Annotated in this window: 13 protein-coding genes; 8 read left to right on the forward strand and 5 right to left on the reverse strand. The window is 40.9% G+C overall.

Translation table 11 applies throughout. The annotated features are described in order from the left end of the window. Positions 1 to 65: 65 nt before the first annotated feature. A complete protein-coding gene (locus GJU41_RS00590; protein WP_070877155.1) occupies positions 66 to 524 on the forward strand; it encodes an arsenate reductase/protein-tyrosine-phosphatase family protein in 459 nt (152 codons plus the stop codon). Positions 525 to 568: 44 nt separating this feature from the next. Here GJU41_RS00590 and GJU41_RS00595 read toward each other — a convergent pair whose 3' ends face one another. The 3 genes from GJU41_RS00595 to GJU41_RS00605 form a co-directional block, all read right to left on the reverse strand. After that, positions 569 to 718: an STAS domain-containing protein gene (locus GJU41_RS00595; RefSeq protein WP_154317824.1), complete on the reverse strand. Its 150-nt coding sequence runs from the start codon at positions 716 to 718 to the stop codon at positions 569 to 571. Positions 719 to 809: 91 nt separating this feature from the next. Further along, positions 810 to 2,729 (reverse strand): alpha/beta hydrolase, encoded by a 1,920-nt coding sequence (locus GJU41_RS00600; protein WP_154317825.1) that lies wholly within the window; start codon positions 2,727 to 2,729, stop codon positions 810 to 812. Between the two features lie 837 nt (positions 2,730 to 3,566). Next, a complete protein-coding gene (locus GJU41_RS00605; RefSeq protein WP_070877153.1) occupies positions 3,567 to 4,004 on the reverse strand; it encodes an Rrf2 family transcriptional regulator in 438 nt (145 codons plus the stop codon). Positions 4,005 to 4,192: 188 nt separating this feature from the next. Between GJU41_RS00605 and hmpA the strand changes: the two genes are divergently transcribed. The 3 genes from hmpA to GJU41_RS00620 all read left to right on the forward strand — a co-directional run bounded on the left by hmpA (position 4,193) and on the right by GJU41_RS00620 (position 8,486). Beyond that, positions 4,193 to 5,407, forward strand: coding sequence for an NO-inducible flavohemoprotein (hmpA, locus tag GJU41_RS00610; protein WP_070877152.1), 1,215 nt, complete (start codon positions 4,193 to 4,195; stop codon positions 5,405 to 5,407). A 119-nt stretch (positions 5,408 to 5,526) separates the two neighbouring features. Further along, positions 5,527 to 6,729, forward strand: coding sequence for an MFS transporter (locus GJU41_RS00615; RefSeq protein WP_070877151.1), 1,203 nt, complete (start codon positions 5,527 to 5,529; stop codon positions 6,727 to 6,729). Positions 6,730 to 7,076: 347 nt separating this feature from the next. Then, positions 7,077 to 8,486, forward strand: a complete 1,410-nt coding sequence (locus GJU41_RS00620; RefSeq protein WP_170292686.1) for a SpoVR family protein — start codon at positions 7,077 to 7,079, stop codon at positions 8,484 to 8,486. A gap of 502 nt (positions 8,487 to 8,988) precedes the next feature. Here the strand turns inward: GJU41_RS00620 and GJU41_RS00625 are convergent. After that, positions 8,989 to 9,372, reverse strand: coding sequence for a DUF302 domain-containing protein (locus GJU41_RS00625; RefSeq protein WP_070877149.1), 384 nt, complete (start codon positions 9,370 to 9,372; stop codon positions 8,989 to 8,991). A 35-nt stretch (positions 9,373 to 9,407) separates the two neighbouring features. Continuing rightward, entirely contained in the window at positions 9,408 to 9,731 is a 324-nt protein-coding gene (locus GJU41_RS00630) for a four-helix bundle copper-binding protein (protein ID WP_070877148.1), read from the reverse strand. Between the two features lie 330 nt (positions 9,732 to 10,061). Here GJU41_RS00630 and GJU41_RS00635 point away from each other — a divergent pair, with 330 nt between their 5' ends. The 4 genes from GJU41_RS00635 (at position 10,062) to GJU41_RS00650 (ending at position 13,486) form a co-directional block, all read left to right on the forward strand. Beyond that, positions 10,062 to 10,508, forward strand: coding sequence for a MarR family winged helix-turn-helix transcriptional regulator (locus GJU41_RS00635; protein WP_070877147.1), 447 nt, complete (start codon positions 10,062 to 10,064; stop codon positions 10,506 to 10,508). A gap of 69 nt (positions 10,509 to 10,577) precedes the next feature. Then, on the forward strand, positions 10,578 to 11,936 hold the full coding sequence (locus GJU41_RS00640; protein WP_154317826.1) for an NAD(P)-binding domain-containing protein: 1,359 nt from the start codon (positions 10,578 to 10,580) through the stop codon (positions 11,934 to 11,936). A 69-nt stretch (positions 11,937 to 12,005) separates the two neighbouring features. Next, complete coding sequence (locus GJU41_RS00645; RefSeq protein ID WP_070877145.1) at positions 12,006 to 12,203, forward strand: hypothetical protein; 198 nt, start codon at positions 12,006 to 12,008, stop codon at positions 12,201 to 12,203. Positions 12,204 to 12,229: 26 nt separating this feature from the next. Further along, on the forward strand, positions 12,230 to 13,486 hold the full coding sequence (locus tag GJU41_RS00650) for an MFS transporter (protein WP_154317827.1): 1,257 nt from the start codon (positions 12,230 to 12,232) through the stop codon (positions 13,484 to 13,486). The last annotated feature ends 49 nt before the right edge of the window (positions 13,487 to 13,535 follow it).

Genomic DNA, 13,535 nt, shown 5'->3' on the forward strand with positions numbered 1-13,535 from the left:
TAAATGTGTAGTTTATATGTAGACGGGGTAAAGATTAGTACAAACCTAAGGAAAGAGGTACAGCGATGAGAAAACCTACCATTTACTTTCTGTCATATTTTAACTCATGCAGGAGCTTAATAGCAGAAGCCTGGGCAAAAAAACTGTTCTCCAGTAAATGGCAAATCGAAAGTGCCGGTCTTGTCACATCAGAAGTTGACCCTGCTTGCGTGAAGGCCATGAAAGAAGTGAATATGTCCATTGAAGACCTTGAATCGGATGAAATTGACCTTGAGCTTTTAGATAGAGCATCAGTTGTTGTTCAAATGTATGATTATAAACAGGAAAAAACACCGCCAGTTCAACAAGAAGGAAACAATGTTCTTTCATGGAATTTGCCAAACTTGTCCATGTATACATTCGAAAGTGACGAAGAAGAATTTGCCTATTATCAGGAACTTTGTGATGACATTGCCATGAGAGTGAAAAACCTCTACGAGAAGATTGAAGGAAAGCCGATGAATCATACCGCTTCTGTGATGTAATGTGCACGGCAAAAAAGCTTGGCAGTTGCCAAGCGTACATAAAATTAGCTTAAAACGTGTTCGACTGTAGATCTAATTTCCACTTTATCCATCGCCGCTCCCGCATTGATGATGCTTAAACTCATCTCTGCTCTCAGCCCTGTCAGAATGGGTTTAACTCCAATCAGACCCAATGAAAGGATCAGCTTTTCCAAACTGTCCACCACCATCTCACCCGACCTTGTATACTCCCGAAAAATCGACAATCAGCGTGTTTAATTTCGGCTGTGAGGCCAGTTCTTTTTACTATTGTGCTCGAAGTCCATTTTCAAACATATAGATCAAACCCTGTTCAAATCCTGCAGCCCAGACAGACATGCCGTGGCCGCCGTTTAATATTCTGAGTTCAGCAGGGCTTCCCGGAACTGGTTCCCATTTCTCAAAAGGGCGATTAAAGACATTCGATCTGTGCAGAAATTGATAAGAGGTGACTGCCTGCACTTCCATATTGTATTTGTAGGCGTCCTCCGGAAGATCCTCTTTTTCACTTAAATGATTCCAGTCATCGTCTCCGGTCATAATAAACATTGGTACCTCGAAAGGCTGCTGTCCGTATGATTCAAGAGCTTGAGGATAGTTTAACGAATTCCAAATGGCCGGTTCAAAAGGATCTCCAAATGAACCCCGTTCCACAGCACCCGATGTTTCAGGAGCCTCGAATGCCTGTAAAGCCGGACTTAACAGCGACGTTCCGGCGAACAGATGAGGGTAAACGAGCGAGTAGCGCAGCGCTCCATATCCTCCCATTGAATAGCCAACGAGCCCGCGGCCATTCCGGTCAGAAATCGTATGGAAATCACGATCTATTTTTTGAATCAAATCGTTGATGACGGCCGATTCCATGTTCCCATACTTGAGCGAATCAACCCAATAGCTGTTGCCTGTTACTGGAGCAACCGCAATGATGGGTTCAATCTTTTTTTCCTCAATCATTTTATCTAAAATTGGAAAGAATTTGTTCCAGCTTTTTTCATCTCCAAAAGAACCGTGCAGCAAGTAGAGGACGGGATATTTTTTTTCAGCATGCGGGTCATATTCTTCAGGCAAATAAACGACATACTTCAGTTCATCATTACCTGGCGTTTCATCTTGAATAAGGCTAGGAGCATTAAACGAATAAGTATTCACAGTTCCTTTTTTTTCAGAGCTGTAGCTTGCTGGATCATAAATTGGAGAAAATTCAGGGCTTTCAGCTTTTCCGAACATATATTTTAAGCCTTCTTGAAATCCTTTCAGCCATACCTCAAGTCCATGGCCGCCGTTAATGATCCTGAGTTCAGCAGGACTTGAAGGAACATCTTCCCACTTGGGAAAATCCAAGCCAAAAAGGTTTTTTCTGTGAAGCTCCTGATAGAGCTGAACAGCCTGAACCTCCATATTGTATTTATAAGCATCAGGAGGCAGATCTTCCTTTTCACTCAAATGATTCCAGTCATCATCACCTGTTACAATATAGACTGGAACACGGTACGGCTGTTTGACATAACTATTGATTGCCGTAGGGTAATTGTTGGCATTCCATAGCGCAGGATCATAGGGTTCTCCGAAACTTCCTCTTTCAACCGCCCCGGATGTAGCGGGAGGCTCTGCGTTTTGAATGGCCGGACTTAATAGAGTTGCTGCAGAAAACAGATCAGGGTAAACCATTGAATATCTGAGGGCCCCGTATCCGCCCATTGAATAGCCTGAAATGAACCTTCCGCTGCGTTCAGCGATAGAATTGTATTTTTTATCGATATGCGGAATCAAGTCCTTGATAACAGCGCTTTCATAATGACCGTACTTTTTAGAGTTCACCCAATAGGAATTGCCTGCTGCAGGGACAACGGCAATAAGCGGCTCGATTTCTTTATTTTCTATCATTTCGTCAAGCTTTCCAAAAAAATCATCCCAGCTGTTTTCATTTCCTCCGCTGCCATGCAGAAGATAAACGACCGGGTATCCTTCTGTCCGTTTTTTATCATATCCTTTTGGAAGATAAACCTTATAGGTGAGCTTATGGTGCTTTGGCCGCTGATCTTTTAATAATGCTTTTGAAGTAATCATTTCTACTGCTGTTTTGCTTGCTGGCTCATGCGGCTTTTTGGCTGAAGTGAAAGAGGGATTTGTTAAGCTGACCAAAAAAAAGACAAAAAGAAGCACAAGCCATACTTTTTTGTTCCCCACTTTGGATCCTCCTTTTGAAATATTCCTCGTTTTATAGCATATTTAAATTCTCCTGATTTGATCATATAAGATACTGGATATATTTACAAACTATTCCGAAAAAAAAGAAGGCGGACTTCAGACTCCTTTTGCAACAAAAGGGCTGTTCAATAAATCTCTAAAATGAAGCATAAAAAAGATGTTTTTTATGCCAGTTTTTACTGTGAAAATAACTAATGGTGTAAGTCCCATAAGTGCTACCACTTTAAACGGTCCAAAGCTTAAAAAGTGGCGTCAATCCCATGAGTGCTACCACTATTAACGGTTCAAAGCTTAAAAAGTGGTGTAAGTCCCATGAGTGCTACCACTTTTAACGGTTTAAAGATTAACAAGTGGCGTCATCCCCATGAGTACTACCACTATTAACGGTTCAAAGCTTAAAAAGTGGCGTCAATCCCATGAGTGCTACCACTTTTAACGGTTCACAGAATAACAAGTGGCGTCATTCCCATGAGTGCTACCACTATTAACGGTTCACAGAATAACAAGTGGCGTCATTCCCATGAGTGCTACCACTATTAACGGTTCGAAGCATAAAAAGTGGCGTCATTCCCAAGAGTGCTACCACTTTTAACGGTTCAAAGCTTAACAAGTGGGGTCATTCCTATGAGTGCTACCACTTTTAACGGTTCAAAGCTTAACAAGTGGCGTCAGTCCCAGTTGTACTACCACTTTTGACGGTCCAAAGCTTAAACATTGGCGTCAATCCCAGTAGTGCTGCCACTTTTGATGTGGCAAGGTCCCAAAAGAAAGGGCTGCCAATAAGTCAGAAAAAATGACTTTATGGACAGCCCCACTTCAGGTGTTATTTAATAATCTGGCAAGCATCGATTTGTTTTTAACCAGATCTGCAAGCGTATAGCAGTCAAGCACTTCAAAGTAGGCCTGCAGCGCTTTGTGCAGCACCCCTTTTAATGTACAGGCAGGGGATATCGTGCATGCATTGCTCTTTGGATCGAAGCATTCAACAAGATTGAAGTCGTCTTCGGTCTGCCGGACAATGAACCCGATGTTGATCTCAGCAGGATCTTTCGCAAGCCGAATGCCGCCGCCCCGGCCTCTTATTGTTTCGATTACATTTAACTTGCCAAGCTCATAAGTTACTTTCATTAAATGATTTTTTGAGATTTGATAGGCTTCTGCTATTTCTTTTATATTGGATAGATTATCTTTTTCCTTTGTTGCCAGATAGATCAGCACCCGCAAAGAATAATCTGTATAGTTGGTTAATCTCATAAACGTCCATCGCCCCACTACATGAAGTACGTCTATCTTACCACAGCAATTGAAATTTTAATAAAAGTTAAATTTCAATTGTGTCAGATTTCTTAAAGATGTATTTGAAATATTGCTTTAAAGTATTTTTGGATTTAAGATAAAGATGTATTTAAAATACTACTTTAAAAAAGAAGGGGAGCATCCAAATGCTTACTCAAAAAACAATCGAAATTATTCAATCTACTGTTCCAGTTTTAGAAGAAAAAGGTGTAGAAATCACATCGCGTTTTTACAAAAATCTATTTGAAAGCCATCCAGAGCTGCTTAATATTTTCAATCATGCCAATCAGAAAAAAGGAAGACAGCAGACGGCGCTTGCAAATACGGTATATGCAGCAGCAAAACACATTCATCAGCTTCATATGATTCTGCCGGCAGTGAAACAAATTGCTCATAAGCATAGAAGTCTAGGTGTAAAAGCGGAACACTATCCAATCGTTGGAGAACATCTGCTTCAGGCCATCAAACAAGTTCTTGGAGAGGCCGCAACGCCTGAAATCATAAATGCCTGGGCAGAAGCATACGGCGTCATTGCAGAAGTATTTATCGAAGCGGAAAAAGAATTATATGATGGCGCAGATTGGACTGGATTCAAGCCTTTCAAAGTCGTCCGCATTGAAAAGGAAAGTGAATTGATTTCTTCTTTCTATTTAGAGTCGCCTGAAGGAATTCCAGCTTTTAAACCGGGCCAGTACATTTCCGTAAGAGTCAATATTCCTGGAGAAAAGTATACGATGAACAGACAATATAGTTTGTCAGGCAGCAAAGAGATGCCTCATCTAAGAATTTCAGTAAAACGGGAACGCGGACCCGAAACGGAAGCAGGAAAGGTCTCAAACTACCTTCATGATCATTTATCAGTCGGAGATATGATCGAAATCAGTGCTCCTGCCGGTGAATTTACATTAAATGAGGCTGCCCAAACACCTGTCACATTTATTAGCGGAGGAGTAGGACTCACTCCATTTATGAGCATGCTGCGCACGATTACAACCCAGCAGACAGAGCGGGAAGTAACGTTTATTCATGCAACACAAAACAGCAGCACACATGCATTTGTAAAAGAAACAGCCTCATTATGTGCGAAGCTGCCTAACTGCAGAATGTTTGTCTTCTACAGCAGCCCGTCAAATCAGGACTGCACGGATCAAAGTTTTTATAAAGAAGGCTTAATCTCAAAGGATGATTTGGATCGTATTCTGGAGAACAAAGAAGGAGATTTCTATGTATGCGGACCCGTTCTGTTCATGAAAGCCATGATTCAGAATCTGCTTTCTCTCGGAGTGGAAAAAGAAAAGATTCATTATGAATTCTTTGGGCCGGCAATGGACTTAAAAACAGACGCTCAAACCGTTTCTTAAGTTCATAAAAAGTTCCAATCCTTTCTCGTTGACAGAATGATGCCAAACAACTTAACATGGTTAAGTATTTGAAAAATATAATCACGCAATAGTTAACCATAGAAAGAGGGGCTGTCATTTTGTCAGCAGAACAAAAGAAAAAAATGTTTATTTTGATGATCAACATGTTTATTGCGATTGGAAGCTTTGGGATAATTATTCCCATTCTGCCGGCCTACCTGGAATCCATTAATCAGGGCGGTACTGCAGCGGGATTAATGATCGCTATTTTTGCGGGAGCACAGCTTATTTTTTCCCCAATAGCCGGAAAATGGGCAGATCAATACGGCCGCAGAAAAATGATCATTTACGGGTTAATTGGATTAACCCTGTCCATGTTTGTTTTTTACGCGGTTGATTCGATTTGGTGGCTTTATGCTTCCCGTGTGATTGGCGGAATTGGGGCAGCCTTGCTGGTTCCAGCAATCTTTGCATATGTAGCAGATATTACATCGATGGATCAGCGGGCTAAAGGAAACAGCTTTGTTTCTGCCGCCATGTCACTCGGGATTGTTATTGGCCCGGGAATCGGCGGATTTCTTGCAGACTTCGGCCTGAAAATGCCGTTTTTAATCTCAGCAATCGTATCATTGGCAGCTGTGATTTTCTCGATCGTTGTGCTTGAAGAAAGCGAAACAAAGGATGCATCTGTGGCTATGCCGGAAGATACTGAATCAATGGCTAAGAAAATGGTGCGCTCAGTGCGCATGCCGTATTTTGTACCTCTTGTGATTACTCTTGTCATGAGCTTCGGCCTGATGGCTTACGAATCAGTGCTCGGCCTTTTTGTAGACAATCAATTCGATGCAACGCCTCAGGAAATTGCTCTTATGATTACATCTACGGGCATCATCAGTGTGATTGTCCAGCTATTTGTAGTAGATCGTGTTGTAAGACGATTTGGTGAAGGAATGGTTCTGAACATATTCCTTGCCGTAGCAGCAATTGGTTTTTTCCTTTCGCTGTTTGCTTCAAGCTATGTTCTATTCTTTGGTGTTACACTGCTTATTTTCCTTGCAACGTCAATCCTGCGTCCTGTCCTTAATACGCTGATCTCAAAAATGGCGGGAGACGAACAGGGATTTGCAATGGGAATGAATAATGCTTATATGAGCATCGGAAATATACTTGGACCAACGCTTGCCGGTATGCTTTATGATGTACAAATCACGTATCCTTTTGTGCTCGGGCTTGCTTTTCTTGTTGTGACGTTTGTTATGACGATCATTTGGCAAAAACGCACGCTGAAACAAAATATGTATGTGAAGCCTGAACAGGTTTAATATAGAAGGAAAAGCATGAATCCAGCATAAGGATTCATGTTTTTTTATGTTTTTTTTAGCATAGTTGTTTTTTTGGGGTACCCGTTCCTTTCCGCTCCAGTCACTTGCTTTCCGCGGTCCGGCTGGGATCCTCCTCCGCTATGCCTGCATGGTCTTCCATTTCCCTCTATCTTCCCGCAGAAGTCAATTGCCTGCAGCGCAGATCCATCTAAATGCTACAAAGATTATGAATGCCTTTTTATTTTGCAGGAAATTAAATTGATAACATCTCTTTCCGAACGGATTTCCTTCATCTTTTCCGCCTGCCATTCATACATTGTCTTAAAGACGAGATAGGGGGAAAACGCGTGAACGAAGCTTACCGGAAATCACTGGAATATGCGATTGCGGAAATCACGGAAATTGCCGATGGATTTGGACTTGATTATTATCCGATGCGGTATGAAATTTGTCCTGCAGATATCATTTATACATTTGGTGCTTACGGAATGCCAACCCGTTTTTCACACTGGAGCTTCGGAAAACAATTCTTTAAAATGAAGCTTCACTATGACCTTGGATTAAGCAAAATCTACGAATTGGTCATCAATTCGGATCCATGCTACGCTTTTTTGCTCGATACCAACTCTCTTATTCAAAATAAATTAATTGTTGCCCACGTGCTGGCCCACTGTGATTTCTTCAAAAATAACAGCCGGTTTCAAAATACGAAGCGCGATATGGTAGAAAGCATGGCCGCCACAGCCGACCGGATTAAGCAATATGAAATTGATCATGGCAGGGCAGAGGTAGAGACATTCTTGGATGCCGTGCTTGCGATTCAGGAGCATATTGATCCATCCCTCATGCGGCCAAAGCTTTCCTGGACAATGGGAGATGCTGAGGAAGAGGATGTTAAAAAGGCTTCTCCGTATGATGATTTATGGAAACTGGATGATAAGGAAAAACCAAAAGGGGCTCCTCCAAAAAAGAATAAGAAGTTTCCGCCATCCCCCGAAAAGGACATCCTGCTGTTTATAGAAGAATACAGCAGAGACCTGGAAGACTGGCAGCGCGATATCTTAACTATGATGCGCGAGGAAATGCTCTATTTCTGGCCGCAGCTCGAAACAAAAATCATGAACGAAGGCTGGGCATCCTTCTGGCATCAGCGCATCCTGAGAGAGCTTGACCTCACCACAGATGAATCGATAGAATTTGCCAAGCTGAATGCAGGTGTAGTGCAGCCGTCACGAACCGGCATTAATCCTTATTATTTAGGACTTAAAATCTTTGAAGACATCGAAGAACGCTACAACAATCCCACAGAAGACATGATAAGACGCGGCGTAGAGCCTAACTCGGGCCGGGAAAAAATGTTTGAAGTGCGTGAAGTGGAATCTGACTTATCGTTCATCCGAAATTATATGACGAAGGATCTCGTTACTAGAGAAGACATGTATCTGTTCCAAAAGCAGGGAAGAGATTACAAGGTTGTGGATAAAGAGTGGGAACATGTCCGTGACCAGTTAATCAATATGCGTGTAAACGGAGGATTCCCTTACATTACAGTGAATGATGGGGATTACCTGAAAAACAATGAATTGTACTTGAAGCACTGGTATGAAGATATTGAACTGGATTTGAAATATCTTGAAAAAGTGCTGCCGTATATTCATCAGCTGTGGGGACGCACCGTGCACATGGAGTCGATTCTAGAAGGGAAGCCTGTTTTGTTTACTTATGATGGGAAGGCGATTCACCGTAAGTATTTGTAAAAAAAAGCAGCCTTTCGCTGCTTTTTTTTTCATGCACAGTTTTGGATTCATTAGAAAAAACAAATCATGGCATATCATTTTTTTGACTATATGAAATGCCAAAGACCTTAAGATTATTTTCAGATCCTAATAAGTAAAGTCTGTTTTCGCATAGATTGTTGTTTTTTAATTGTAAATGTGGTCCGTTCCTTTCCGTTCCAGTCACTTGCTTTCCGCGGGGAGGGTGGGAGCCTCCACGGCTCTGCCTGTGGGGTCTCCCATTTCCCTCTATTTCCCGCAGGGGTCAAGTGCCTTCCACTACAATCCACTTTAGGTTTTAATCATTTAGTCTAAAAGCAACAAAGTTTACGAAAAGAACCTAAGTAAAAAACATAATCAATCTACTATACATTGGTATTTTAGAAAAGATAAAAGCTGCATATTTGCAGCTTTTTGTCTTTTCTAATTAAATCAGCGTGTCATACGGTTGGATATAAGAAGAGAACCTGCAGAAGTTCAGATCTTAAGAAAGCTGATCTATACATTTAATTAACCGCACTTCGATATCTGAAGCTATCTCTTCAAGGTTCTTATCCTCTAACAGCTGAATAAGTGAAGTAGGCTTTGGCATTCCGATCTTTGTAGAACCTTCATCACTATAAACAATTAATTTACACGGCAGAAAATAACTTGCCAGTATCGTTTCCTCTAATACCTTTTTAGCTTCAAAAGGATTACAAACCTCTAAGATGGCAATTTCCTCAGAAAAATTAACTCCTTTATCGTTTAACTTGTCTTTTAAATCAAGCTTCCACAACACTCCAAAGCCTTCATCTGCTAACAGCTCAGTAATCGCATTTACATTATCATTGACACTGCCATTTAATGTTTTAGTATAATGAAACATTCTCTCGCTCCCTAAAAAGTTGATAGGTGTTATTATTATGCTGCCATTCTCCGGCATTCATCAGCACATTTAAAACATGCTTCTGCACATTTTTGACAATGATCATGATCATGTTTCTGACATTCATTTCCGCATGATTCACATATATCTGCACACAATTGACATATTTGCTGAGCGAATTGACTGTTTCGCATCATAGCTTGGGCTGCAAAAGCACAAATGTCTGCACACTCACGATCTAGACGAATGCACTCTTTCATCATATTTACATCTTCTTCTGATAGGCACTTGTCAAAACAAACGTTACAGGCTTCTACACATTCTAAACAGGCTTTAATACATTCATAGTGTTTTTGCATATAACCATCTCCTTTAAATTTGTTTACGCAAACTATTTTCCCTTTCAAAATTATATAAAACTTAAAAATGGGACTATTGAAAAACCTTATTAATTCTGCACGAATTCTGCACATTTTATTGTTATTATTGCTATTTAGTACTCCGATAAGGTTATATAACCATGTCGAAAAGTGCTTCCATATATTCATCAACTATGGAAACTCGCCGTCTATATGAAGTTAACCTTGAAAGGGTAGCCTTTATTATTTTTTAAAAAAACTGAAAAATATCAAATAAATTAGTTGCAAATTACAAATAATAAGCGTATAACTAAAGTATGAGGTGATTAGATGGAAAACACTCGAGAACTATTTCAGATCATGACCCGCCGCTTTGGCTTACTGAATAAAAACTGCTGCACTGCAGGGGGAATTGATATTTCTTTAATACAGAGCCACATTCTTTATGAAATTGAACATCTGCATCAGCCGTCCGTTCAGCAAGTAGCTGACGTTCTCGGTACAGATATAACGACTTTCAGCCGTCAAATCCAATCTTTGGTGAAGATGAACTTAATTAAAAAGACACCGCATCCTGATGATCGAAGAGTTCATGTGCTTTCACTTACGACTGAAGGGAAATTTGCTGCTGCAACGATTGATCATCAGATGAATGCTTATTTGGATGAGGTCTTTTCACACATGAATGAGTTTGAAAAAGAAACAGTCATTCGCTCAATCAAGCTATTGAACGCATCCATGGCAAAATCGAGCGTATGCTGCACTCCGATGGGGTGATTTCTTTTTGATTAATACTTGCATAATGCAAGTAATTTTAAAATAATTATTTATTGAGGAGGATTTTTAATGAAAAATTTAACGTTTTCACTGAAAGTAAACGAGTGCTGTACTCCGGCAAAACTTGAGGGGAATTCACTCTCTAAACTACCAGTCGCCATTATTGGAGCTGGTCCTGTAGGCCTTGCGGCAGCTGCTCATTTAGTCAGCAGGGGAGAATCCTTTATCTTATTGGAAGCGGGTCAGCAGGCCGGAGAAAATATTTTAACCTGGGAACACGTTCGCTTATTTTCACCATGGCAATATAACATTGATAAAGCGGCTTTAGCATTACTTGAAAAACATGACTGGATTCAGCCTGATCCAGCTGCTCTGCCAACCGGAAAGGATCTCGTGGAACAATATTTGCAGCCGCTCTCAAACCTTCCTGAAATTCAGCCATTTTTCCATTTGAATACAAAGGTTTTATCCATCGGCAAAAAAGATGCCGATAAAATGAAAACGACAAATCGTGAAAAGGTCCCGTTTATCATTTACTCAGAAAAAAATGGCGAGTTTCAAACGTTTGAGGCAAGAGCGGTATTGGATGCAACAGGAACATGGGGCAACCCAAATCCATCAACTTCAAATGGTATATGGCTGAATGATGAAAAATCCCTTCGCCATCACATTTTTTACGGCATTCCTGATATTCTTGGAAAAGAAAAAGAGCGGTATGCAAATAAAAGAGCAGCAGTTGTTGGCGGGGGCCATTCAGCCATTAATGCTTTATTGGAACTTGCAAAACTGAAAGAATCTCATCCTGATACAGAAATCATATGGGTGATGAGAAGGAAAAGGGTTGAAGATGCCTATGGCGGGGAAGAAAAAGATGCGCTGGCAGCAAGAGGTGAACTCGGCAGCCGTATCCATCAGCTAGTTGATCAAAAGATGATAAAAGTAGAAACGCCATTTTTGATTCAGAACCTTAAAAGGTCTGAAAACGGTATAGATATGATTGGTACACAAAATGGGGAAATTCGGACTCTTTCAGGAATAGATGAAGTCATTGTCAATACAGGCAGCCGTCCAGATTTTACAATGGTCAGTGAACTGCGTACATCAATCGATCCTTCAACCGAGAGTACAGAAGCTTTAGCCCCTCTCATTGATCCTAATTTTCACAACTGTGGAACTGTACGTCCCCACGGGGAGAAGGAACTCCGTCAGCCGGAAAAGAATTTTTATATTGTCGGTGCCAAGAGTTATGGCCGTGCTCCTACATTCTTGATGGCAACTGGATATGAGCAAGTAAGATCTGTAGTCGCCCATCTAAGCGGTGATCAGATGGCAGCTGAAAAAGTGGAATTAGATCTTCCTGAGACAGGTGTATGCAGTTTGAACCTTAATTCGAAATCCTCATGTGACGAAACGAGTTCTTGCTGTTAAGTAGAGTAGGGAGAATGCTGCTCTCCCTTTCAGCTATGAAAATAAACTTAGAAACATGGAGTGAACGATATGGTGATTAATCACGCCGGCGCTTTAAGAAAAGAGTACTTCATTGCCTATATGAAATTGCTTATGAATGCATTTGAATGTTCAGCCCAACAGGCACGCAATTTGACATTTGAACGCCTCTTTCGTTCAAAAGAAGATTATTTAGGAAATCAAAGCTATAAAGTGTTCCTAGAGGCATATGAAGAAATAAAAGAATAGTAATTTTGAATGAGGTGACAGGCTGCATGGAGGAAATAATAAGCAAACCCCATAATCAAAAAGTGATTACCATGGTTGCCATCATTACTGCCCTAAGCTTACTTGGAGATTCCATGCTTTATATTGCCTTGCCCATCTTCTGGAGAGAAGCAGGCCTTGACTCTATTTGGCAGGTGGGAATTCTTCTTTCCATCAATCGGTTTATTCGTCTGCCTTTTGGTCCAATCGCAGGGTGGATTTATAAAAAGATCTCATTAAAAACCGGGCTGATCTTTGCAATCATTATTGGAGCATTCACCACACTGGGATATGGTTTGTTTAAGGGGTTTATTGCTTGGATTATCCTTCGCGGATTATGGGGGATTGCATGGTCTTTTTTTCGGATCGGCGGACTTTCAAGTGTGGCATTTTATGCAGATGAAAACCATCGCGGCGCGGCGATGGGATTATATAATGGCATTTACCGTTTAGGGAGTTTGTTCGGTATGCTCCTTGGCGGCCTATTAGTGCCGTGGCTGGGACTTAGTTTTGTCTCTTTAGCATTTGGCTTTTTGACATTGCTTGGCCTTCCTCTAATTATCTATTTCTTTGCCGCAGATTCACAATCACAGACAGAAAAGAAAATAAACTCATCATCCATTCATTTTGCATTTGTTTTTAAGCGGAAACTGCTTGTCATTATAAGCGGTTTTTTAATCACTTTGTTCGTTCAAGGAGTCCTGACCTCAACTTTAAGTTCCATCATTGAACATCATTATGGCCAGAAAATCAGTCTCTTTGGACTTATTATAGGCGTTACTTTTTTATCCGGACTAATCCAGTCGGCAAGGTGGATGTGGGAACCTTTTTTAGCAAGAAGAATTGGCATCTGGTCGGACGGAATCAGCGGGAGGGTTCCTATCTATTTTTTATCTCTTTTCTTTTCAGCTGTGTCGTTTGGAATGATCTCAAGTTCCCTGCCATTAGGATTGTGGATTTTTTCTGCACTTGCAGTCATGGTCGGAGCGACAGCGATATCTACGCTTACGGACGCTATTGCGATCGATGCAGCAAAGAGTGCAAATGTTGTTTCTTTCCTTACAATCTACTCAATTGTTCAGGATGTAGGAGCAGCATTGGGGCCATTCCTCAGCTACATGCTCATCGAGCTTAATAACGGATTCCTCTATTTGTATTGGGGAGGAGCCTGTGTGTTTATAGCTTTAGGACTCCTATGGTTTATCCTTTTTCTTAATGAAAAGACATCTGGTTCAATTCGAATAAAAAATAACTTGCATAGTTGATGAAAAACTTGGAGTTTAAATCCAAGTTTTTTTGTCCGAAAAAACTATG

Origin of the sequence: Metabacillus idriensis, from assembly GCF_009674765.1 — a bacterium.
GTDB lineage: Bacteria > Bacillota > Bacilli > Bacillales > Bacillaceae > Bacillus_P > Bacillus_P idriensis.